Annotated in this window: 26 protein-coding genes; 19 read left to right on the forward strand and 7 right to left on the reverse strand. The window is 47.1% G+C overall.

Annotated features, from left to right (window positions below; translation table 11 throughout):
- Positions 1-53: 53 nt before the first annotated feature.
- The 11 genes from nagE to N288_RS05080 all read left to right on the forward strand — a co-directional run bounded on the left by nagE (position 54) and on the right by N288_RS05080 (position 8895).
- Positions 54-1517: an N-acetylglucosamine-specific PTS transporter subunit IIBC gene (nagE, locus tag N288_RS05030; protein WP_022543487.1), complete on the forward strand. Its 1464-nt coding sequence runs from the start codon at positions 54-56 to the stop codon at positions 1515-1517.
- Positions 1518-1588: 71 nt separating this feature from the next.
- A complete protein-coding gene (locus tag N288_RS05035) occupies positions 1589-1726 on the forward strand; it encodes a hypothetical protein (protein WP_156916998.1) in 138 nt (45 codons plus the stop codon).
- A 382-nt stretch (positions 1727-2108) separates the two neighbouring features.
- Positions 2109-2540: a MarR family winged helix-turn-helix transcriptional regulator gene (locus N288_RS05040; RefSeq protein WP_022543488.1), complete on the forward strand. Its 432-nt coding sequence runs from the start codon at positions 2109-2111 to the stop codon at positions 2538-2540.
- Between the two features lie 152 nt (positions 2541-2692).
- Positions 2693-4321 carry an MFS transporter gene (locus tag N288_RS05045; RefSeq protein WP_022543489.1) on the forward strand — a complete coding sequence of 543 codons (1629 nt, stop codon included), beginning with the start codon at positions 2693-2695 and terminating at the stop codon, positions 4319-4321.
- 28 nt (positions 4322-4349) lie between these two features.
- Positions 4350-4985: an HlyD family secretion protein gene (locus tag N288_RS05050; protein ID WP_009791735.1), complete on the forward strand. Its 636-nt coding sequence runs from the start codon at positions 4350-4352 to the stop codon at positions 4983-4985.
- A 39-nt stretch (positions 4986-5024) separates the two neighbouring features.
- The gene (locus tag N288_RS05055) at positions 5025-5570 is read left to right on the forward strand and encodes an NAD(P)H-dependent oxidoreductase (protein ID WP_022543490.1); all 546 of its coding nucleotides are present in this window, start codon (positions 5025-5027) and stop codon (positions 5568-5570) included.
- The gene (locus tag N288_RS05060; protein WP_009791733.1) at positions 5570-5932 is read left to right on the forward strand and encodes a hypothetical protein; all 363 of its coding nucleotides are present in this window, start codon (positions 5570-5572) and stop codon (positions 5930-5932) included. The genes N288_RS05055 and N288_RS05060 overlap by 1 nt, the downstream gene beginning before the upstream one ends.
- 207 nt (positions 5933-6139) lie before the next feature.
- Positions 6140-6943, forward strand: a complete 804-nt coding sequence (locus N288_RS05065; RefSeq protein ID WP_022543491.1) for an amino acid ABC transporter substrate-binding protein — start codon at positions 6140-6142, stop codon at positions 6941-6943.
- A gap of 14 nt (positions 6944-6957) precedes the next feature.
- Complete coding sequence (locus tag N288_RS05070) at positions 6958-7638, forward strand: amino acid ABC transporter permease (protein ID WP_009791579.1); 681 nt, start codon at positions 6958-6960, stop codon at positions 7636-7638.
- A gap of 13 nt (positions 7639-7651) precedes the next feature.
- Positions 7652-8398 carry an amino acid ABC transporter ATP-binding protein gene (locus N288_RS05075; RefSeq protein WP_009791578.1) on the forward strand — a complete coding sequence of 249 codons (747 nt, stop codon included), beginning with the start codon at positions 7652-7654 and terminating at the stop codon, positions 8396-8398.
- A gap of 140 nt (positions 8399-8538) precedes the next feature.
- Entirely contained in the window at positions 8539-8895 is a 357-nt protein-coding gene (locus tag N288_RS05080) for a YbaN family protein (protein ID WP_269147786.1), read from the forward strand.
- A 49-nt stretch (positions 8896-8944) separates the two neighbouring features.
- Here N288_RS05080 and N288_RS05085 read toward each other — a convergent pair whose 3' ends face one another.
- The 3 genes from N288_RS05085 to N288_RS05095 form a co-directional block, all read right to left on the reverse strand.
- Positions 8945-9385: a hypothetical protein gene (locus N288_RS05085; RefSeq protein WP_022543493.1), complete on the reverse strand. Its 441-nt coding sequence runs from the start codon at positions 9383-9385 to the stop codon at positions 8945-8947.
- Between the two features lie 6 nt (positions 9386-9391).
- The gene (locus N288_RS05090) at positions 9392-9736 is read right to left on the reverse strand and encodes an ASCH domain-containing protein (protein WP_022543494.1); all 345 of its coding nucleotides are present in this window, start codon (positions 9734-9736) and stop codon (positions 9392-9394) included.
- Between the two features lie 73 nt (positions 9737-9809).
- Complete coding sequence (locus N288_RS05095; protein WP_035401275.1) at positions 9810-11225, reverse strand: Na+/H+ antiporter NhaC family protein; 1416 nt, start codon at positions 11223-11225, stop codon at positions 9810-9812.
- A gap of 172 nt (positions 11226-11397) precedes the next feature.
- On the opposite strand from N288_RS05095, the gene N288_RS05100 reads away from it, so the two are divergent.
- The 4 genes from N288_RS05100 (at position 11398) to N288_RS05115 (ending at position 14884) form a co-directional block, all read left to right on the forward strand.
- Positions 11398-11814: an SRPBCC family protein gene (locus tag N288_RS05100; protein WP_009791572.1), complete on the forward strand. Its 417-nt coding sequence runs from the start codon at positions 11398-11400 to the stop codon at positions 11812-11814.
- A complete protein-coding gene (locus N288_RS05105) occupies positions 11814-12170 on the forward strand; it encodes an ArsR/SmtB family transcription factor (RefSeq protein WP_009791571.1) in 357 nt (118 codons plus the stop codon). The genes N288_RS05100 and N288_RS05105 overlap by 1 nt, the downstream gene beginning before the upstream one ends.
- Positions 12171-12315: 145 nt before the next feature.
- On the forward strand, positions 12316-13644 hold the full coding sequence (locus tag N288_RS05110; protein WP_009791570.1) for a sensor histidine kinase: 1329 nt from the start codon (positions 12316-12318) through the stop codon (positions 13642-13644).
- Positions 13645-13996: 352 nt separating this feature from the next.
- Complete coding sequence (locus tag N288_RS05115) at positions 13997-14884, forward strand: GNAT family N-acetyltransferase (protein WP_009791568.1); 888 nt, start codon at positions 13997-13999, stop codon at positions 14882-14884.
- A gap of 60 nt (positions 14885-14944) precedes the next feature.
- Here N288_RS05115 and N288_RS05120 read toward each other — a convergent pair whose 3' ends face one another.
- The 4 genes from N288_RS05120 to N288_RS05125 all read right to left on the reverse strand — a co-directional run bounded on the left by N288_RS05120 (position 14945) and on the right by N288_RS05125 (position 17371).
- Positions 14945-15955 carry a hypothetical protein gene (locus N288_RS05120; protein ID WP_009791567.1) on the reverse strand — a complete coding sequence of 337 codons (1011 nt, stop codon included), beginning with the start codon at positions 15953-15955 and terminating at the stop codon, positions 14945-14947.
- A gap of 399 nt (positions 15956-16354) precedes the next feature.
- A complete protein-coding gene (locus N288_RS25345) occupies positions 16355-16531 on the reverse strand; it encodes an SE1832 family protein (protein ID WP_009791566.1) in 177 nt (58 codons plus the stop codon).
- A gap of 183 nt (positions 16532-16714) precedes the next feature.
- The gene (locus tag N288_RS25050; protein WP_009791565.1) at positions 16715-16879 is read right to left on the reverse strand and encodes a hypothetical protein; all 165 of its coding nucleotides are present in this window, start codon (positions 16877-16879) and stop codon (positions 16715-16717) included.
- Between the two features lie 90 nt (positions 16880-16969).
- Positions 16970-17371 (reverse strand): VOC family protein, encoded by a 402-nt coding sequence (locus tag N288_RS05125; RefSeq protein WP_022543495.1) that lies wholly within the window; start codon positions 17369-17371, stop codon positions 16970-16972.
- Between the two features lie 314 nt (positions 17372-17685).
- Here N288_RS05125 and N288_RS24580 point away from each other — a divergent pair, with 314 nt between their 5' ends.
- The 4 genes from N288_RS24580 (at position 17686) to N288_RS05145 (ending at position 20751) form a co-directional block, all read left to right on the forward strand.
- Positions 17686-17811: an FbpB family small basic protein gene (locus N288_RS24580; RefSeq protein ID WP_083783065.1), complete on the forward strand. Its 126-nt coding sequence runs from the start codon at positions 17686-17688 to the stop codon at positions 17809-17811.
- A gap of 15 nt (positions 17812-17826) precedes the next feature.
- Positions 17827-18102: a YkvA family protein gene (locus N288_RS05135; RefSeq protein WP_009791562.1), complete on the forward strand. Its 276-nt coding sequence runs from the start codon at positions 17827-17829 to the stop codon at positions 18100-18102.
- 24 nt (positions 18103-18126) lie between these two features.
- Complete coding sequence (locus tag N288_RS05140; RefSeq protein WP_009791561.1) at positions 18127-18903, forward strand: TerC family protein; 777 nt, start codon at positions 18127-18129, stop codon at positions 18901-18903.
- 618 nt (positions 18904-19521) lie between these two features.
- Positions 19522-20751: an MFS transporter gene (locus N288_RS05145; protein ID WP_022543496.1), complete on the forward strand. Its 1230-nt coding sequence runs from the start codon at positions 19522-19524 to the stop codon at positions 20749-20751.
- Positions 20752-20762: the final 11 nt, after the last annotated feature.

The following is a 20762-nucleotide window of genomic DNA, read 5'->3' on the forward strand; positions in this document are numbered from 1 at the left end:
CGTTCTGCATTACAAATTAGACAAACAAGTTTTTCATCCAGGGGGGAATAAAAATGGTCATGAAGTACTTACAGAGAATGGGCCGCTCTTTAATGCTGCCTGTAGCCGTGCTGCCGGTGGCTGCGATTTTGATGGGGATTGGGTATTATATCGATCCAAACGGCTGGGGGGCAGGAAACCCGGCTGCCGCTTTCCTGATTAAAGCTGGAGGCTCTATCCTTGATCATATTCCGGTGCTGTTCGCGGTCGGAATTGCCTTGGGAATGGCGAAGGAAAAAGATGGTTCCTCAGCTATTTCCGGATTGGTCGCCTATCTCGTTGTCACAACACTGCTATCAACTGACACGGTTGCGATGCTGCAGGGTGTAGACGCTGCCGATGTAAACCCTGCTTTTGGGAAGATCGAGAATGCTTTTGTTGGTATCTTATCAGGGATTGTAGCATCGATTATGTATAACCGCTTTGCCAAGGTGAAGCTTCCGGATGCCCTGGCATTCTTCAGCGGAAAGCGGCTTGTTCCGATCATGTCCGCTGTGACAATGCTGGCCGTGGCCGCAATCCTGTTCTTTGTCTGGCCGCTCATCTTCTCCGGACTGGTATCCTTCGGGACAGCGATAAGCAAGATGGGCTTTGTGGGCGCAGGGCTTTACGGGTTCTTTAACAGGCTCCTGATCCCAACTGGGCTCCACCATGCTTTGAACTCTGTGTTCTGGTTCGATACTGTCGGAATCAATGATATCGGAAAGTTCTGGGCAAGCGAAGGGACTAAAGGGGTGACTGGCATGTACCAGGCAGGCTTCTTCCCTGTCATGATGTTCGGTCTTCCGGCTGCTGCCCTGGCCATGTACCATACGGCGAAATCAAAACAGAAGAAAATGGCGGCATCACTGCTGCTTGCTGCAGGCTTTGCTTCCTTCTTTACGGGAGTGACTGAGCCGCTGGAATTCTCATTCATGTTCATTGCGCCTGCTCTTTATGTCGTGCATGCGGCATTGACGGGAATATCCCTTGCTGTTGCGGCCTTCTTCCATTGGACAGCAGGCTTCGGATTCAGTGCAGGGCTGGTCGACTTTGTATTGAGCCTAAAGATCCCTATTGCCAACCAGCCGTGGATGCTCCTGGTTCAGGGTCTCGTATTTGCAGTCCTGTATTATGTGCTGTTCAGATTCCTGATCACCAAGTTTAACCTATCCACTCCTGGCCGGGTTGAAATGACTGAGGGAGCAGAGGGCGCTGAAGGCGGAGAAGTATCTGCCCCTGCGGCAGGAAGTGAAAAATTCGCCATCATGGCTGCTAAAATCTATGACGGCCTCGGCGGAGATGCGAATGTTACATCTGTAGACAACTGTGTGACCCGCCTTCGCATTGAAGTGAAGGACATGGAGCAGGTCGACCAGAAAAAGATTAAAGATACCGGGGTTCCGGGAATCAATATTGTCGGTCCTACAAGCATTCAGGTCATCGTTGGCACATCAGTGCAATTTGTAGCCGATGAAATAGAAAAGATCAGGAAATAACATTGAAAAAGCCGGGCGATGCCTGGCTTTTTCTTCTTTTCTCTTTATATATGGAAAGGGGAGGGGATGGTATGAAGGAAAAAAAGCATAGAAAAAGAAGGCAAAAAGGGAGCATGCATCCTTTTATTGTCTTTACTCTTCTTATGATAGCTGCTGCCATGATTTCTCTGTGGGCCAATGAAGGCTACAGCAGCATGGGAGAAGGGTAGATAGCACTGATTCGCCGGAATTTTTCAGGAGGGCCGTTTCCCTTGACTGCTTTCTAGTAAGCTATGGAATTCCGGTCAAAAGAAGCGGGATAGCGCCTAAGGACAGACAGAGGTTCTTTTCTCAATATGGCCATCCAGGAAAGGACTCAGACGTTGACCGTCAAGCTGTGCTGCTGAGAGTTTTGGAGAATTGACGATCAGCTTAAGCATGGCAGAGCTGGGCCCCAACTCTATTATGAGTGTTGTGGTCCATAGACTGTGCAGGACACGCCGCGAATTAGCTATCTCTAAACAGAGTCCATCACATTTCATCCCTTGATACCTCAGGTAAAATGGTTCATAATCACAAATAGAAGAAAGGCGTTTATTAAGAGGGGGGCGGATGGTGCTGAAGGATACTTTACGGCAGATTGAATATGAAATTGCGATGCTTGTGAGGCTGACGACTGCCCACAGTCCGAAGCTGGGGAGCCTTGACCGGTCGGAGTATCTGCTGCTGAGTGAGATTTCTGCGCATGAGCCCCTGGCAATCAATGCACTGGCAGAAAAGCTGATGCTGAATCTCTCTACAGCGAGCAGGCAGATCGCCGTTCTCGAAGGAAAAGCTTATATTGAACGTTTTCCGGATGAACATAACGGCCGGATCAGCCTGGTCCAGCTGACAGATAAAGGACGGGCGGTGCTTCAGAAGGTGAAGGAAGCGCGCCAGTCTGTTTATGGGGAAATCTTGAAAGACTGGTCACCGGACGAGCTGGCAGGGCTGGAAGCCAGCCTGACAAGGCTTAATAAAGATTTCAAACTATGGGGAAAATAATACGGATGAGGAGAGAGCCGCCAAGGCTCTTTTTTTGTTGGAAATTACCTGTTGCAGAATCACTGTAAAGTTGTATAATACAATATATTGTCTATAAGTTGTATAATGCAACTTGTAAAAAGAAATATAAGTTTTGAAAGGAGGATCTGCTGTTGAGTCAACCTGTCAATATTTCCGGCTCTGATTCGAAAAAGATGGCCATTCCGCGATATTTGGCCATATCCATTCTGACCATCTTTTCTATCGGACCGCAGTACTTTTTAAATTTATCTTATATTCTCAATCAGGGGATCATTCAAAACGGCCTGAACCTTGGTTCGAATGATCTGCTGCTGCCGTCCACATTATCCAATCTTGCATTTGCGTTCGGTGTGCCGCTAGGTCCGGTGCTGGCAAGGAAGATCGGCCTTAAGAGGAACTATCTGACCTTTGTGCTGGTTTTCCTGCTTGGCTCTGTACTGGACGCGCTGTCACTGGGCATTACAACATTGACGGCCGGCCGGATCATACAGGGAATCAGCGCCGGTATCCTTTTCCTGACGATTTTGCCGGTCAGCCTGACTTCTTTTCCGAACAAAATCCGCAATACCTTCCTGCTGATGGCGATTGGGGGACTATTCGGGTCGAGTGCTGTCGGGGCATTCTTTGGAAGCATTTCGCTCTCATCAGGCATGTGGCGCTGGCTGTTTATCCTGAACATCGTTTCAAGCATTTTATGCCTTGTAATGGGAAGTATTTTTCTTCCATCAGCACAGGATGAGAAAAAACATAAGGAGCCGCCTGCGGATAAAAAAGGGATTTTCCTGTTAGGGTTATTTATCCTAAGCCTCGCCTATCCCCTTTGCAATCTGATGGAAGAGGGCTTCTCATCGATCAGGATCTGGCCGCTGCTGGTTCTCGCCGCCATCATCATGCTCCTCTTTATCTATATTGATTTAAAATCGGAGAATCCGCTGGTTCCGTTTGGCTCTCTCAAGGCAGCCAAGCCGGTGTCAGGCACAATCATGGCAGTCGCGTCCCATATTTCACTCATTTTTGCCCTTGCCGGGATCAATGGGTTTCTCCGGAATAATAAAGACTTGCCATTTGAGTATCTATCTCATTTTTATTTCTGGTTTTTCATCGGGATATTGATCACAGCTATCCTGAAAACTTTATTATATGACAGGCTTGGAGCAGGCATTCTGGGGACAATCGGTTCACTGGCTGTCATTTACGTCAGCTGGAGATGGATGAACATCACTCCTGATATCTCCCTTCATGCTCTCTATTTCCAAATCGCCTGCCTTGGGGCAGGAGTCAGCATGGTGCTGGTGGCAGGAGCACTTGGGACGGCCCTGGCCGGGGACATCCATAAAGCCTCCAAGCGGTCAGTCACCCTGCATTCGATCAGGAATTTTGCCGGGGCAGTGGCTGCTCCGTTGCTCGGCTGGTTCATATACAGGCAGAATGCGTATCATTATGAAGCAGTCAGGAACCACGCAAGTAAATATGACCCGGAAGTACAGGCGGAAATGGCCAGGATGACAAGGCATCTGATGGAAAGCGGATTGCCATTGGCCAAGGCGAAGAGCATGGCATTCTATGAATTGGTCGTTAATGCGAAAAAGTCGGCCATCCTTACGGCATACCATGACCTGTTTACGATCATGCTGGGAATCGGCGTCATCATGCTGCTGGCTTCCATCGGCAAGATTGCGACAGGGAAAGGGCGCTCGCTTGTCCAAAAGCAAAAAAGAATTCTTCTGCCCGCTCCGGACAGCCGGCAGGCACATAAATAATAGAGGTTACCTGAGAGGAGAAAGATGAATGAGTAAAGGACGTTTAATCCTGACAAATATTATTGGCATCCTGGTTGTGTTCGCATTGATTGCAGCAGGTGCTTATTACTATTACCAGAATGAAAACTATGTAACGACGGATGATGCAGTGGTATCAGCCGATATGATGCAGGTAACGGCACCGGCATCAGGGATGCTTGCAGAATGGAAGCTGGAAGAGGGGAAAAGTGTCTCCGAGAATGCAAGCGTCGGAAAAGTAGCGGCAGGAGAAACTTCTGTTCCTGTCAGCAGCTATATGAACGGCACGGTCATCCAGAATCAAGCCTATCCTCATCAGATGATCCAGGCGGGACAGGCGCTGGCAGTTGCTGCAGACATGGAGCATCTTTATATTACGGCCAATATTAAGGAAAAAGACTTGAAGGAGATTGAAGTGGGAGACAGTGTTGAAATCAAGGTTGATGGAGATGGGAACACATTATTTGATGGAGAAGTAGAGGAAATCGGCTTTGCCACCAATTCATTATTTTCTGTGCTGCCCCAGCAAAGCTCCAATGGCAGCTACACCAAAGTGGCCCAAAAGGTCGCAGTGAAAATTTCCCTGAAAAATGCTTCAGACAAAGTGCTGCCGGGGATGAATGCGGAAGTGAAAATTTCGCTCTAAAAGAAGCGATTAAAGGAAAAATGCGGGGAGGAAAGGCAATTGAAGATATACGTGGTTTACGATAGCGAAGGCATGCATACGGAAGCCCTGGCCAGGTCCATTGCTGAAGGCGCCCGGACGATAGATGGAGCAGAGGTATTGATTGATCATGTCAGCCAGGCAGATGTGTATAAACTCCCGGAAATGGATGCCATCATATGGGGATGCCCGGGCCATTTTGGAACCATCAGCTCAGGCTTGAAGGCGTGGATCGATAAGCTGGGCTATTTATGGGCGGAAGGAAAGCTGGTCAATAAAATCGGCGCGGTTTTCTGTACAACGGCAACCACTCACGGTGGCCTCGAGGCAACGATGCTCAATCTGATTACGCCCATGCTCCATCAAGGGATGATTATTGCCGGACTGCCTGCCAATATTCCGGCAAATGCCTTATACGGCTCTTATTATGGTGTCGGCATCACCTGCCCGATTGATTCAGACGAGAAGATATCAAATGAAGGGCTGGAACTCGGGAGAGCCCTCGGTGAACGGGTTTCACTTCTGGCCAGACGGCTTGATGCCGGCAGAGACGGAGCTGGTCAGTAATGGCCGGCATCATATTTTGCCTTTTGGCTGCTTTAATCGTGGCTGCCCTCCTGATTGCTGCCAATCTAAACTCTACACGCAGACATGGGCAGCTGGAGGAAAAAAAGAGTGCCAGCCAGGCAGTGCTCCAGGCTCCCGAGGAACATCCTGCTGAACCCGTTCAGGATGCAGGGGAAGCAGCAGGCACACCAATAAAGCCTGCTGCGGAAGATGCAGAACGGATGGAAGACCATGCATACCGGCAGGCCCTGCAATCTTTTATGAAGGAAAAAGAGAAAAAGCATGATTCCTCTGACAGCAGGATGGATGACCAGGCATTCCGCGGTGCCTTAAAATCACTGAACCAGAAAAAAGAAAAGTAAAGTTCAACCCGCATCTGGCAAAGGATGCGGGTTTGCCTGATTTTAGGGATTGCCGGCTGAAAGTTTTTATCTGCACATGAAATAAAGGCATTAAGGGGATTCTTTTTAATACCGAGCAATATATGTTGACTTTTTTTCACCAGTGAATTAATCTAAGTAACGTTGTTTGAATTAAACCGATAAAAATACTAGGAGATTGATGCACGCATGAAGAAGTACGCACTAATTTTACTCACATTTGCATTAGCGATTTCCCTTGCTGCATGCGGAAGCAGCGGCGATGGAGACAAAGATACAGCGAAAGACCAGAGCCTGTATGACCAGATCAAGGAAAAAGGCGAAATCACTATCGGGACTGAAGGAACCTATGCCCCCTTCACCTACCATGATAAAGAAGGAAAGCTGACCGGATTTGACATTGAAATTGCAGAAGAAGTGTTCAAGCGCCTTGATATCAAGCCTGTGTTTGTTGAGACTAAATGGGACGGCATGATTGCCGGACTTGATGCAAAACGCTATGACCTGGTTGCGAATGAAGTAGCCGTCCGTGAAGACCGCCTTGAAAAATACGATATGTCAGATCCATATATCGTTTCTAAAGCGGTGCTGATCGTTCATGAAAATAATGATGAAATCAAGACGCTTGATGATTTGGACGGCAAAAAGGTCGGGCAGTCACTGGACTCAAACTACCGTAAAATTGCTGAAGAGCATGGGGCTACGAACACGGTGGTAGAAGGCTTCAATCAATCAATAGATCTGATAACATCAGGCAGGATCGATGCGACACTCAACGACAGCCTTTCTTATCTTGACCTTAAGAAGCAGCGTCCTGAGCTTCCTGTTAAAACAGTTTATGAAGAAGAGAATGCAACTAGCAATGCCTTCCTTTTCCGCAAAGGCAGCGATGATCTTGTCGAAGCAGTGAACGGAGCTCTTGCAGAAATGAAGGAAGACGGAACATACCTGGAAATTTCAAAAAAATGGTTCAACACAGACGTATCGAAATAAAGGATCTGATATAGATGTTTGATGAACGCGCAGAACGAATTATAGGAATCCTCGCTGATTCCTTTTTTCCTATTCTAAAAGCCGGGATCTATTTTACGATCCCCCTCACACTGATTACATTTGCCCTCGGCTTGATTCTTGCGTTTTTTGTGGCCCTTGCCCGATTGTCCAGCATCAAGCCGCTTGTCGCACTGGCCAGGTTTTATGTTTGGATCTTCAGGGGAACCCCGCTGCTGGTCCAGATTTTCATCCTGTTTTTTGGACTTCCAAGCGTAGGCATCACACTGGATCCGTTCCCGGCAGCTGTGATTGCTTTTACCTTGAACAAGGGTGCATACAGCTCTGAAATCATCCGGGCGGCAATTCTTTCCATCCCTAAGGGGCAATGGGAAGCGGCTTCTTCTGTCGGGATGACCAGGAGCCAGGCCATGAGGCGCATCATCGTTCCCCAGGCAGTCAGAGTCTCACTCCCTCCGCTCGGGAATTCTTTTATCAGCCTGGTAAAAGATACTTCCCTGGCAGCGACCATCACGGTTACCGAGATGTTCCAAAAGGGGCAGCAGATTGCGGCAGCCACCTATGAACCGCTGTGGCTGTACATCGAGGTTGCTTTTATTTATCTGATTTTCAGCACAGTCCTGTCTTATTTCCAGAACAAGCTTGAAGACCGTTTTGGAAGAAGCGTCGCAAAATAATGGAGGTGCCTGAATGATAAAGATTGAAAACCTGTATAAGAAATTCGGCGAACTGGAAGTACTGAAAGGGATCGACCTGTCCATCCCGACCGGGAAAACGGCCGTTATCATCGGCCCTTCAGGATCCGGGAAGACAACACTTCTCAGATGCATGAATCTGCTCGAAACTCCTGATGCCGGTAAGATCGAGCTTGGAAACAAAACGCTCCAGTTTGGGGATTCTGCGAAAATTAAAACGGCGGAAATGGTAGCCTTCCGCAAGCAGACCGGCATGGTATTCCAGAATTATAATCTCTTCCCGCACTTGACCGCGGTTGAAAATGTAATGGAAGGCCAGATGGTCGTCTTGAAGCGCTCGAAAGAGGAAGCGCGGAAAAAAGCGCTGGGCCTCCTCGAAAAGGTGGGGCTCAAAGATCGTGCCGATAATTACCCGCACCAGCTGTCCGGCGGCCAGCAGCAGCGGGTCGGCATTGCCCGGGCAATGGCGATGGATCCGCAGGTGCTGCTCTTTGATGAACCGACATCAGCTCTTGACCCGGAACTGGTAGGAGAAGTGCTGAAGGTTATGAAGGATCTGGCCAAAGAAGACATCACAATGGTCATTGTTACGCATGAAATGAGCTTTGCCCGCGATGCGGCCGATGAAGTCATCTTTATGGACGGGGGCGTCGTTGTCGAGAGGGGAACACCAGAGGACGTATTTGAAAAATCACAAAACAAACGGACACAGCAGTTCCTGAACAAAGTGACTGCCCGATAAAGTAGAGGCCCTGCACAGATGCAGGGCCTTTGTTTATAGAGTTTTGCATCACTACAGCAGATATATCTTTTTACTATGAAAAATGGTAGATTTAAACTCAGAAAAGGAAGGGGGCAGGTGTTATCAGGAAAATAAAACAGATTTTATTCGTCACAGCCGGCTTTCTGGCTCTTGGCCTTGGCATCCTTGGCATCATCCTTCCCATCGTTCCAACCACCCCGCTGCTTCTGCTGGCTTCATTCTGCTTTATGAAAGGATCCAAAAGGTTTGAAGTCTGGTTCAAGCAGACAGGGATCTACAAAAAGCACTTAGAAAGCTTTGTGAAAAATAAGTCGATGACACTGAAGCAAAAATTCACGATCCTGCTGTTTGCTGACGCCATGATCATCATTGTATTCTTCTTGACGGATCTCACAGCAGTCAGGATTATGCTGGTAATCATTGTTCTGTATAAATACTATTATTTCTTCTATAAAATAAAAACCTTGCCGGATTAAGGCAAGGTTTTAGCATTTTATCCTGTTTCTCCTCAATAGGCTGACCGTCTCACCAAACACCAGGCTTGACGACCATGAACCAGAGCATGGCCGAAAGAAGGATGATGTAAATCCAGACAGTGCGGTTAAGCTCGGCAGCTGCTATTTTCTTATCGGTCCCTTCTTCCTTGAATTTCCGCAGCTTCGGAGTGAAGGCGCGCGCCAGGAAGAAGAGGGAGAGAAACAGGATGATCAGGGTCATGACAACCCAGGAGGTGCCCCATGTCCAAGGTCCGGCTGCGATCAAAATCACGCCGGATCCTACAAGGACGTGACCGGAGTGCTTGGAGAGCCTGACAACGGACCGGAAAGTATCCATATAAGCTTCAAGCTCGGCACCGGCGGCAGTCTTCAGCTTCTTCACAATCGGGAAGAGGATGAAGAATGGCCCGATTGACATAATCGCACTAAGTACATGTATGTATATAACAGCCCGGTAGATTAAATCCATTGAGTCTTACGCTTCAGCCGGTTTGAATTCGTGGACCCATACCTTCATATGCGGAAGCCAAGGCATTCCTTTATGATACGAAAGGATTGTCTGCTTATAATCCTCGACAGAGCCGAAGCCTTCCTGGCGGGCATGTTCGTCGGTAAGCTCACCGAGAGTCTGGCTGTAAACGGAAGTCACGATGAATTCTTTATCCTTGAGCACCATGATTTCCCCGATATCAGCATACCTGCCATTCCTTCTCGTAGCTGTCTTTTCTCCTTTTAGTACCTTCTCGATATCCGCCGGTACCGTAACGAGTCTTTCAATGCTGCATGTTTTAGCTGGCAATCCACTATCTTGGTGTGTCATATGATTCCCCTTTCAGTTTTGTGCCCTTTAACTTTACCACATTTCACTCGGTGCGGTGAGGGCAATTCAGCTGTCAGAAGAAAAATACGGTCCCCGCATACAATACGGCAGTAATACCGGCGGCAATCAAAGCAGGCTTCAGCTTATAGCGGGCATATTCAATGACAGACAAATTCAGGATCCGGGCGATCGTATTCGTATCGTCGCTCAGCGGGGAGGCAAATGCACCAAAGGTCCCGCTGGCAAAGACAGCGCCGATGACGAGCGGAAGATAGATCCCTGAAGCAGCAGCCATTGAAATCCCGAGCGGCATCAGGATGCCCCAGGTGCCCCATGCCGACCCGATGAAATATGAGATGGCTGCTCCGAATAAAAAGAGCAGCGGCACAACGATGGATGGAGGAATCCAGCTCGAATATCGGGTGACAAACGCGGAAAAGCCCAGCGCCTCTGTTACGGACGACAGCCCCCAGACAACCGCGAGCAGGACGATGACTGACATAAGGTCATTCCCGCCGATCACGAAGCTGTTCAAAAGATCGGACGTCTTCGTCTTTTGGAACCGGAAAAACAAAAATGTAAATAAAACAGTAAATACAAGGGCAATCAGCATAGCATCCATCACATCCGCTTTAATGAAGGCAGCGGCAAAGCCCCCTGCCTTCTTATAGCCGTCCCACCATGTGAATATTAAAGTCAGAACAACAACAAGCGCAAGCGGTACCAACAGATTCCACGGCTTTTCCGGCAAGTCTCTCCCAACAGCCGGGTCGCAAGTATGCCAGTCATCTTCATCATCGCCGGATTTTCCGATCTTTTCAGGATTGCTGTCCTGCGTTGACTTTGAATGATGGAAGAAGCTCAAATAAATGCCGAGAAGAATCATCACAAATGAAAAGAAATTAAAAGGGATGCTCCTCAGGAACAGATCATAAGGATCGGCATTTATGTTCTCATTGCTGACAGCAATATCGACAATGGAGGTCATATAGCCGACAAAGGCTGTAGCGATCGGTATCAGGACAATGATGGGAGTTGCTGTGGTCTCGATAACAAAGCCAAGCTCCTGTGTCGACATTTTCACTTTTTTCAAAAGTGCCCGCATGATCGGCGCAATCGTGACGAACCGGAAGCTGGGGGCCGAAAAGGTCCCAACCGTGGAAAGGTAAGTGAGAAGGAGTGCCTGCCTTTTATTTTGGATCCTGACTGACGCCTCCTCAACAAACCCCCTGATGCCCCCGGAAATCTTGATCATGCCGACAAGGCCGGAAAAAGCATAAAGAAAAAGGATGATCTTAATATTATTTTCATCTATGAGCCCTTTAACGAGAAAACGGATGAGCGTCTCCAAGCCTCCTGCCAGTGTCGGCTGAAGAAGGAAGGATCCGGCGAGAAGGCCGGCAAAAAGGCCTGGAAGGACCTGTTTGGTTTTTATGGCAATTGGTATTGCAATCAGAAATGGAAGGATAGAAAACCAGTCAGTCTGCACAATCATTCACCCTGTCTTTTGTCATAGTGTTAGATTGCCGAGGTTGGGAAAAAATTATTCCGATTGTGGGCAAGGTTTCCTATATGAACTTCCATTGACATATAACCATAAGGTGTTATATTTTAAAAGTGTAACCAAAAGGTTGTATATTCGTCGGAAAAGGAGAATCATTATGGCAAAAGCAGATGATATCGTCAAGGTCATCACCATTGAAGCACCAATTGAGAAAGTATGGGCAAAGGTAGCCTCTTCAGAAGGAATCGCGGAATGGTTCATGCCGAATGATTTCAAGCCTGAACTGGGCTGTGAATTTCATCTTCAGTCACCTTTTGGGCCTTCTCCATGCAAGGTGACCGAGCTTGATCCGCCTTACAGGCTTTCTTTTCTCTGGGACAATGATGGATGGACTGTTTCGTTCCTGTTAAAAGAGAAGGACGGGAAAACAGAGTTCACTCTTATCCATGCCGGCTGGAAGGAAACCGGTGAAATCCTGCCAAAGGCCCGCGAGGCGAGCGGCGTTGTCAGGGAGCGCATGAGCGGCGGCTGGTCAGGCATTGTAGAAAAATTGAAGAAAGCTGTGGAGTCATAATGTCCGCCCCGGCACAAAAATACGATGTTTTCCAGGCTGTGGCCGATCCGACGCGCCGCGAAGTCTTAAGGCTGGTTGCAGAGAAGGAGCGTCCTGTATCAGAAATTGCCGGCCATTTTTCCATTAGCAGAACTGCAGTGGCCAAGCATCTCCATATCCTTTCAGAAGCGAAGCTGATCAAGGGGCGAAAGGCGGGGAGGGAGAAGCTTTACACCCTCCAGCCAGAATCCCTCGCTGAATTGAGGGAATGGCTCGCTTATTTCGACCGGTTCTGGGATAACCGGTTATCGGTGCTCAAGCATCTCATTGAAAATGATAAAAGCACTTATCTGGAGCACAATGAAAAGGAAGAATAGAATGAAATGAAGCAGGCCATTCAGACTGGCCTGTTTTTGAAATTTTCCCAACCTATTTTATGATGTGCTCACCCTCAAAATATAGTAAACTTGAATTTAGGCTATTTTTACTATAAGTGTTATCAAGAAGAGGAAGTTAGAGCAGATGAAAAATGCCAAGCTCAAAGCCATCATTGTAATATCAGCAGGATTGCTGCTATTGTTTACTATTTTCAACATGTATATATCTTATGTAAGCATAAAGGGCTCTACCGTAAGGTCCATCGCCAGCCAGACGCTTGAAACAGCCAAATCTATTGCAGATACCATGCCAGTCATCATTTATGAGGAGTTTCTGGAAAATCCGGAAAAAGGGCCGGAATATGAAGCTATCAAAAGGTATCTGGAGGATGTCAGGAAGAAGACAGGCTCGCTCCATGTGTATACCCTCCTCATTGATAATCCCGAGGTTTCGAGGGCAATGATAGCCGGGCTCCCGCCAGGTGCCGAAGAGTTTCCAATCGGCGGGATCTGCACTGTACCTGAGGAGCAGGTGAAGCTGGCCTATAATGGGAAGCCTTTTAGTACCGGCCTCATCCAGGATCCCGAATATGGAGAGTATTTGACTGCAGGCGCGCCAATCAAAAATTCGGAAGGTGCAACCATTGGTTTCCTGGCCATCGACATCAGCGCGGAAATGATCGGAAGCATCAGCAGCAAGGTGCTGAAAGGCAGTTTATCCAACCTGGTCTTCAACGGAGTCTTTGTACTTTTTCTCCTCGCAGCATTCATCTTTATCCAGCGCTGGTACCAGCGCGAGCTGAAAAATGAAGTCGGTGAGACGGAATATACGTACCAGGCAGAGTTTGATTCGCTTCTTTCCTCAGTCCGGTCATTGAGGCATGATTACTCAAACCATATCCAGGTGCTTCACGGCCTGCTGAAGATTGAGAGCTATGATCAGGCCCTTTCTTATCTGACGGCCCTATCCAAGGAAGTGCATTCCATTGAATCCATCAAGCTCGATACGGTCAACCCCGGGCTGGGGGTACTGCTTGAAACAAAAAGGCTGCTGGCGCAAAATTACGGCATCGAAGCCAGATTTTCCGTTTCTGAGGACTCTTTTAATCTTATTAAAACAACAGACCTGATTAAAATCCTCTCTAATTTGATAGATAATGCCATAGAGGCTTCCCTTGAGCTTCCTGAGGAAGAAAGGAAGCTGTCAGTATCCTGCACGGCAGGTGAAGGCCGCTATATGTTTACCGTGACAAACACAGGCCCCTGCATAAATTCATGGGATAAAGAAAAGATTTTCGAAAGCGGATTTTCAACGAAAAAACCGGAAAAAGGCAAAACAAGAGGCCAGGGGCTGTTCATTGTAAAACAGATCACCAGCCGCTATGGCGGCCAGGTTACCTTAGATTCACATCATTCGGTTACTTCTGCTAAAGTGGTCATTCCTGCAGCTGCTGGAAAGAGCCCGGCAAAATGAAAAAGGATAAAATCCCATGGGATTTTATCCTTTTTCTTATACAGAAAATCCACCCTCGAAAGGATGGACAGGAAAGGGAAAAGGGTTCTTATTTTTGCTTTCTCGGATATTGACTTGCCGCTTGGCGCTTCATTTGCTCTTCGCGTTCAGCATCTTTTTTGAACGCTTCCATTGCTTTGTAAAAAAGCAGGCTCATCTCTTCCGCCTCCCTGTGTAATGATTAGATATTCCACTCGTTCCCGGTGTGTTTTCCTGTAAACTTAAATCAGGGATTTTTTTGAAAAAAGATTGGACGCTGATCATTTTCCGCCTTACTATAAAAGCAAAGAAGCCTTGATGGGAGGAAAGTAATATGGCTGTACTGGAGAAGCTGACGTTTGTCTCAGGCTATGAAAAAAACCGAATATTGCGCAAGAGTTTTAATGAACTGGCGAAAGAGACTTTCGGCATCCAATTTGAGAACTGGTTTGACCTCAGATACTGGTCAGATAAATACATACCCTATTCTTTTGCCGACGGAGAAAAAGTGGTGGCCAATGCATCGGCAAATCTGATCGGGTTTTCAGGAGAAGGAAAGGATTGGAAGGGTGTCCAGGTGGGCACTGTCATGACGCATAAGGATTATCGCAATCTAGGGCTGGCAAGGCAGTTGATGGAACGCATCCTGGAAGACTATCAAGGAGCGGATTTCATTTACCTTTTTGCCAATTCAACTGTGCTCGATTTTTATCCGAAATTTGGGTTCAGTCCGGTAGAGGAAACGCAATATTTCATTAAAGCCAACGCCGACAGCAATCAAAGCGAGATCCGCAAATTGGATGGCAGAAATCCGGAGGATCTAAGCTTCATTTATGAGATGGCAGGCAGGAGAACCTTTCCAGGCGGGTTTGATGCAGTCAACACAAGAGAGCTGCTCATGTTTTACTGCCTGAATGTGTTCCATGATGACATCTACCACCTCCCGGAAGATCGGGCCATTGTACTCGCCAGGCAGGAAAAGGATGTCCTGCATGTGTATGATATCATTTCCTCTGAACCTGATTGGGATCCGGCCGGCCTTGCCGGAAGGCTCGCAGGAAAGGAGACAAACAGGGCAGCGCTTTATTTCACCCCTTCTCCAAAGACCGATGTGCTGGAAAAGGTGAAGTATCAAGACAGCCATGTTTTATTTGTAAAATATAATGGCGAACATAGCAGACTGCCGGCAGAGTTTAAGCATCCGCTGACAGTCCAGGCATGAAGAAGGCGTCTCCTTTTTTGGAGACGCCTTCTTCACTGGCTGCGGGGCAGAAACGCCCTCCTATTTCCCGACTTTAAAGCTATAGACCGCCATGTTGGTCCCGTTTTCGTCTTTGATCAGACCGCCCTGCAGCTTTTCGCCTTTTTCGCCGTAGGTTTCCTTGATATAGGATAAGCCGTTGCCATCAGTGGGGTCGAACATGATTTTGACTTGATAGGATTTCAGATCTTTGATTTCGGTCATCGGGTTGGAGATGACCAGGCGGAAGGATCCGTCAGGCAAGACATCGGCACGGTCATTGAAGCCTGTGATGATATAGCCTTCTGCACTAACGCCTCCTGTAACAGATGCTCCTTCCAGAATATTGCTTTTGCCATTAACGTAAATGAAATCTTCATCTTCGGTCACTTCAGTTTCCATCCGGATTTGAACAGCTCCGTAATCATCGGGCTTTGACCATTCCGGTTCTTCAATCATGACCGTGCTTTCCGGCTGGGACAGGTCAATTTCATTCACAGCGATAATCTGCTTCTGGTGTTCTCCGCCTTCCTCATCAAGCCTGACGAATGCCCCTTCGAGCTTGCTGCCATCCACGGAATAATGCTCATTCACCTCATCGCTGCTGGCAGAGGGCTTGAAAATGATTTTTGTATAAATCACCGGATATTTATAATCATCCGGGATGCTGTCTTCAAGTGTGAAGCTTCCATCCTCTTCGACAAGAGTGGTGCCGGCGCTTCCGATGATGGTGCCGTCTAGCGGATCGGTATAAAGGAAAAGCTTTGAACCGGGTAGAAGATTGGTGGTGCCTGTGACTGTGATGTTTTGATCTTTCCGGTGGATTTCGCCTTCAAGCTTCACATCATAATCGCCTGCATCCTCACGCGCTGTAAGCACCGTAGTTTCAACAGCCTCTTTATCACTGTCCTCATCCTCAGCAGAATCCTGATCTTCCTTTTGGGCTGCCTCATCCTGTACAGGCTCCTTTTTGCCTGCTTCCTCATCCTGACTGTTCCCGCAGGCAGCCAGCAGTACAACAAGAATGACTAGAATAAGAGAATTGATTTTCATAATATGTTCCTCCGATTATAAGATAACAATCCCTATTGTAAACGGGAGGAAGGAGCTGCTGAAAATAATAATATCTAAATATTGGAAAAATAAATCAATCTTCCTATTATGAGGTGTGAATTTTATTACTAAAGTCATATAAAATACTCGCTTGTTGAGGCGAGTCGTGCAGAGATAGGTTATTCAGGCATCCTTTGGATTCAAATCGACGAGTCATGCATAGATAAGCTCTATTCGGTACATGACTTGGCCTCACCGCGGCGACTCATGCATAGAATGTCTGCTTTTTAAATATAAGGACCGGTTTCAAGCCGGCCTGTTACGCATTAAATTGCACTTATCAATATACAGGGCCTGTCTAAAATAAGACAGGCCCGATTATCTTACCCAAAACTCATATCACTCGTTTTCCAATTCTTTATACAAACTTTTCAGCTCTGCCTCGATTGCCTGGATTTGTTTTTCGAGCGGAGACAGGTTTCCGTCGACAGATTCCATTTTCTCCAGATCGTTTTGGAGCCGTACGTAATCAAGCTTAAGATCTTGTATCTTGTATTCTATTTCAGCTTTTTTCATCCTGATCCCTCATTTCTTCCATCTACTCTGAAATATAACGTTTACAGAAGGGATGGGCAACTGATATGCGTTTATGTATTTAAGCATAGATAGCGCTGTTTAAGCGTACCGCCAAATTTTTTCATATCTAATTGCAAAGCAAGCCATAGGCGCCTGCCTTCAAAGGAGGACACCTATGGCTTTTTATAGAGAGGCTTCTGTCAGCGCACTGGCTTCTTGTTCGGTCAATAGGATAAAAATGGTTTCTTTCCTGTTCATCGCCTCAAAAGTAAAATCGATTTCCAGCAGCAGGTAAAATTGCCGGTTGATCCTTACAACACAATGCTCCCCGATTGACGCAATGTTCATGATTTCACATCCTTTACGGATACATATAATGCGCTTTGGGGGAGAAAGGTGTGGACAAAGCAGAAAAAGGGGCAATGCCACCTTTAATGCTTACTGTCCAGGATGAAGGACATTGCACGCGCTCAGATTGTTGCCGTCCGGGTCTTTGAAGCCAAACCCGCCCATCCCGTTTTCAGGATGTACATTAAGCGGACCCACTTCTACCTTTTTTTCCTGGAGCCAATCTCTGAACTCTTTAAGAGATTCTGTATAAAAATCAACAACGGTGTGGTCGACCCCTGTATATGTATTATGGAAAGACAGATTTCCTTCACTGCCAGTCTCTACAAGAAAGATGGTCGGCACCCCTTTGGCTTCAAATGTCAGCATGGCAGCTTTTTCCCCATGAAAGTGAACCGAGACACCGAATATTTCTCTGTAGAACGCTATGGACCTTTCAAGATCTGAGACAGGTATTTCAATCGTGGCAATATGAGATACAAATTTTTGCATGGTTATCCTCCTTAAAAAATGGTCTGTATAATAATTTGCCATTGGATATGCCATTTCCTTCCTGCAGAAGAAAGTTTGACAGCCCAGAAGGTTTATATTATGATAAAGGCAACAGTTAAATAGTCTCCTAAAGGGGAGTAGCTTTTACAGCAAAGTCGTCATTTCGGAGTTTTCTCCCGGCTTTGTTGGCAACCATGACGTTGTTAGCAAGACCTTTACCTGATTCGGGTAAAGGTCTTTATTTGTTTATTGAGCCTTTGCCGGATGTGGCAAAGGCTTTTTTTCTGTTAAAAATTTTAAAAGGGGTGTCAGGCATGAAAAAGAAGAAGTTCCAGTTTGAAGAATTGATCAGGAAGAACAAGGAAGAGCTTCTGAAGGACAAGAGAGAGATTGAAAAAATTGAAAAGCGGCTGGATGAGAGGTATGCAAAATCGCAATAAGGAGTGTGAAGCAGCATGAAATTTTTCCGGAGAATCAAGTTTCTGTTTAAATTTTGGAAGGTCATACCCTTTCTGAAAGATTTCTTTTTATCGAAGGAGGTTGAGGCCCACAAGAAGGCGCTCGGCATCCTGCTCGTTTTGACGTATGCCTTTTTCCCATTCGATCTTATTCCCGATTATCTAGCCATCCTAGGAATCGTCGATGATTTGGCAGTGGCTGGATTTGTTGTAGAGCGGATGATCAAGATGGCGCCGGATTCACTGAAATTAAAGCATGGAATAGAAAAATAATCAGATTAATAGGAGGTTCAAAAAATGGATTTTGCATTATTAATGGAATATGGCTGGGTGCTGCTGCTCCTGGTAGCCATCGAAGGGCTCTTAGCCGCTGACAATGCGCTCGTACTGGCCATCATGGTCAAGCATCTGCCTGAAGAGGAGCGGAAAAAGGCATTATTCTACGGTCTGGCAGGAGCTTTTGTCTTCAGGTTCGGCTCATTATTTGTCATCTCATTCCTGGTCGACGTTTGGCAGGTCCAAGCGATTGGTGCGCTTTACCTGTTATTCATCTGTATCAACCATATTGTCCGTAAGCTTGCCGCCAGAAAATTCGGAGCGAAGGAGGAGGAAGAGGGAGAAGAAAAGAAGAAATCAGGCTTTTGGGTAACTGTTCTTAAGGTAGAGCTGGCTGATATCGCCTTTGCTGTCGATTCAATCCTTGCGGCTGTTGCCTTGGCGATCGCGCTCCCGGATTCAGGGCTTCCGAATATCGGTGGACTTGACGGAGGAAAATTCCTTGTCATCTTTGCCGGAGGTTTCATCGGTCTGATTATCATGCGCTTCGCAGCCAATCTGTTTGTCGGGCTGCTGCATTCAAGGCCTGGCCTCGAAGTTGCCGCATTCCTGATTGTCGGCTGGGTAGGCGTTAAGCTGTCTGTGTACACACTCTCACATCCGGCGCTTGGGGTACTGGCAGAAGGATTTGCCAAATCTTCTGAATGGAAAATCACGTTCTATATCGTGCTTATTTTAATTGCAGTTGGCGGCTGGTTCTTTTCGAAGCCGAAGGAAGAGGCTGTATCTGAAGGTTAAGTGGAGTTTGCTATGAGCCCTGGTTCCAGGGGCTGGAGGTTAGACCGCTATTTCTTGTGAAAAGGGAAATGGCGGTTCCAGCATGAGGAGGTAGAACCGCTATTTCTATGAAAAGCGAGAATAGTGGTTCCAGCATGAGGAGGTAGAACCGCTATTTATATGAAAATCGAAAATAGTGGTTCCAGTAGTGGAAGGTAGAACCACTATTTCTATGAAAATCGAGAATAGTGGTTCCAGCATGAGGAGGTAGAACCGCTATTTATATGAAAATCGAAAATAGTGGTTCCAGCATGAGGAGGTAGAACCGCTATTTCTGTTAAATCGGAAAATAGTGGTTCCAGCGAGAGAAGGTAGAACCACTATTTCTGAGAAAACGGAAAGTAGAGGTTCCAGCATGAGAAGGTAGAACCACTATTTCTGTGAAAACTGGGAGTAGTGGTGCTAGCAGCTAGAACCGCTATTTCAACGAAAACCAAAAATAGTGGTTCCAGCAAAAGAGGAGGGCGCTGCCTTCCTCTTTTTATACGAGTTTGGCAGTTTGTAACATCTTCCCAAGAGGATAAGGGACTCGCATGCTATAATGAGTTGATTGACTATTCCCACAACAAGGGTGAATTTATGAACCAATTCAATTGGAAGCTTGCTTCACTTCTCCTGACTGGCATCGGCATTTCCAAGCTGGGGGATTTTATTTATCTGATTGCTATCAATCTGCTTGTTTTCGAGATGACCGGTTCGGCTGCAGCGGTCGCTGGCTTGTGGATCATCGGGCCGCTTACAGCTGTGCTGATGAATTCCTGGAGCGGGGGAGTTGTTGACCGGAGCAATAAAAAGAAGCTGATGATCGTTACGGATATCATCCGGGCTGCCGGAGTCGCGGTTATCCCGCTGCTTGGCAGTGTGGAACTGATTTATGTATGCTTGTTTGTCATCAGTCTTGCAAAGGCATTTTTTGCTCCGGCATCCACTACATATATAGCCATGCTGGTACCAGCAGCTAGCCGGAAGCGGTTCAACGGGATCAGCAGCCTTGTCTCATCCGGGGCCTTCATTGTCGGCCCTTCCATTGCCGGTGCGCTGTTTTTGATCGGAACCATTGACACGGCCATCTACTTGAACAGCCTCTCATTTCTTGTTTCGGCCCTCATCATCATGTTTCTTCCTGATGCAGATAAGGATGCACCTTTGCCTGAAAAGAGGAACGTGTTTGAGCACCTAAAGGAAGACTGGCGTGAAGTGATCAACTTCAGCAAGAAAGAATCCTTTGTTTTTGCCGTCTATGCCAGCTTTCTTGCGTTCGGCCTGTTTTCCCTTGCCCTGGATTCACAGGAGGTTGTGTTCATCCAGGATACAGTCGGGCTGTCCGAGGCTGACTACAGCTTCCTGGTCAGCATCACAGGTATCGGCTTTGCGCTTGGAGCCCTGTTGATCACCGTTATTTCCAGGCTGCTGAGCATCAAGCAGCTCATGGCCATCGGGATGCTCATGGTCTCAGCAGGATATATGATCTATGCTTTATCCTATTCATTCGCGATGGTCACTGCAGGATTTTTGCTCCTTGGCTTTTTTAATGCCTTTATGAGCGCGGGCTTTCAGACGTTTTACCAGAATAATATCCCCATCTCCATCATGGGGAGGATGACGAGTGTATTGACCGTCTTCCAAAGCATTGCCCAAATCATTTTCCTGCTCGGCATCGGGATCATCGGTGATATCATCCCTCTGCGCTATTCAACGATCGTCCTTGCCGGAGCAAACCTGCTGCTTTCTTTTTATGTCATCTGGCTGGCTTTGAAGCCTGGGATGAACCAGTATTTTTCGGAGGAAGAGAGGGCAGAGGCAATGTAAAAGCAGACAGG

Origin of the sequence: Bacillus infantis NRRL B-14911 (genome assembly GCF_000473245.1) — a bacterium.
GTDB classification, from domain to species: domain Bacteria; phylum Bacillota; class Bacilli; order Bacillales; family Cytobacillaceae; genus Bacillus_AB; species Bacillus_AB infantis.

Coding starts and splice junctions, on each gene's coding strand:
- nagE (WP_022543487.1), top strand. CDS start 54: ATGGTCATGAAGTACTTACAGAGAATGGGCCGCTCTTTAATGCTGCCT.
- N288_RS05035 (WP_156916998.1), top strand. CDS start 1,589: ATGAAGGAAAAAAAGCATAGAAAAAGAAGGCAAAAAGGGAGCATGCAT.
- N288_RS05040 (WP_022543488.1), top strand. CDS start 2,109: ATGGTGCTGAAGGATACTTTACGGCAGATTGAATATGAAATTGCGATG.
- N288_RS05050 (WP_009791735.1), top strand. CDS start 4,350: ATGAGTAAAGGACGTTTAATCCTGACAAATATTATTGGCATCCTGGTT.
- N288_RS05060 (WP_009791733.1), top strand. CDS start 5,570: ATGGCCGGCATCATATTTTGCCTTTTGGCTGCTTTAATCGTGGCTGCC.
- N288_RS05065 (WP_022543491.1), top strand. CDS start 6,140: ATGAAGAAGTACGCACTAATTTTACTCACATTTGCATTAGCGATTTCC.
- N288_RS05070 (WP_009791579.1), top strand. CDS start 6,958: ATGTTTGATGAACGCGCAGAACGAATTATAGGAATCCTCGCTGATTCC.
- N288_RS05075 (WP_009791578.1), top strand. CDS start 7,652: ATGATAAAGATTGAAAACCTGTATAAGAAATTCGGCGAACTGGAAGTA.
- N288_RS05085 (WP_022543493.1), bottom strand. CDS start 9,385: ATGGATTTAATCTACCGGGCTGTTATATACATACATGTACTTAGTGCG.
- N288_RS05090 (WP_022543494.1), bottom strand. CDS start 9,736: ATGACACACCAAGATAGTGGATTGCCAGCTAAAACATGCAGCATTGAA.
- N288_RS05100 (WP_009791572.1), top strand. CDS start 11,398: ATGGCAAAAGCAGATGATATCGTCAAGGTCATCACCATTGAAGCACCA.
- N288_RS05105 (WP_009791571.1), top strand. CDS start 11,814: ATGTCCGCCCCGGCACAAAAATACGATGTTTTCCAGGCTGTGGCCGAT.
- N288_RS05110 (WP_009791570.1), top strand. CDS start 12,316: ATGAAAAATGCCAAGCTCAAAGCCATCATTGTAATATCAGCAGGATTG.
- N288_RS05115 (WP_009791568.1), top strand. CDS start 13,997: ATGGCTGTACTGGAGAAGCTGACGTTTGTCTCAGGCTATGAAAAAAAC.
- N288_RS05120 (WP_009791567.1), bottom strand. CDS start 15,955: ATGAAAATCAATTCTCTTATTCTAGTCATTCTTGTTGTACTGCTGGCT.
- N288_RS25345 (WP_009791566.1), bottom strand. CDS start 16,531: ATGAAAAAAGCTGAAATAGAATACAAGATACAAGATCTTAAGCTTGAT.
- N288_RS25050 (WP_009791565.1), bottom strand. CDS start 16,879: ATGAACATTGCGTCAATCGGGGAGCATTGTGTTGTAAGGATCAACCGG.
- N288_RS05125 (WP_022543495.1), bottom strand. CDS start 17,371: ATGCAAAAATTTGTATCTCATATTGCCACGATTGAAATACCTGTCTCA.
- N288_RS24580 (WP_083783065.1), top strand. CDS start 17,686: ATGAAAAAGAAGAAGTTCCAGTTTGAAGAATTGATCAGGAAGAACAAG.
- N288_RS05135 (WP_009791562.1), top strand. CDS start 17,827: ATGAAATTTTTCCGGAGAATCAAGTTTCTGTTTAAATTTTGGAAGGTC.
- N288_RS05140 (WP_009791561.1), top strand. CDS start 18,127: ATGGATTTTGCATTATTAATGGAATATGGCTGGGTGCTGCTGCTCCTG.
- N288_RS05145 (WP_022543496.1), top strand. CDS start 19,522: ATGAACCAATTCAATTGGAAGCTTGCTTCACTTCTCCTGACTGGCATC.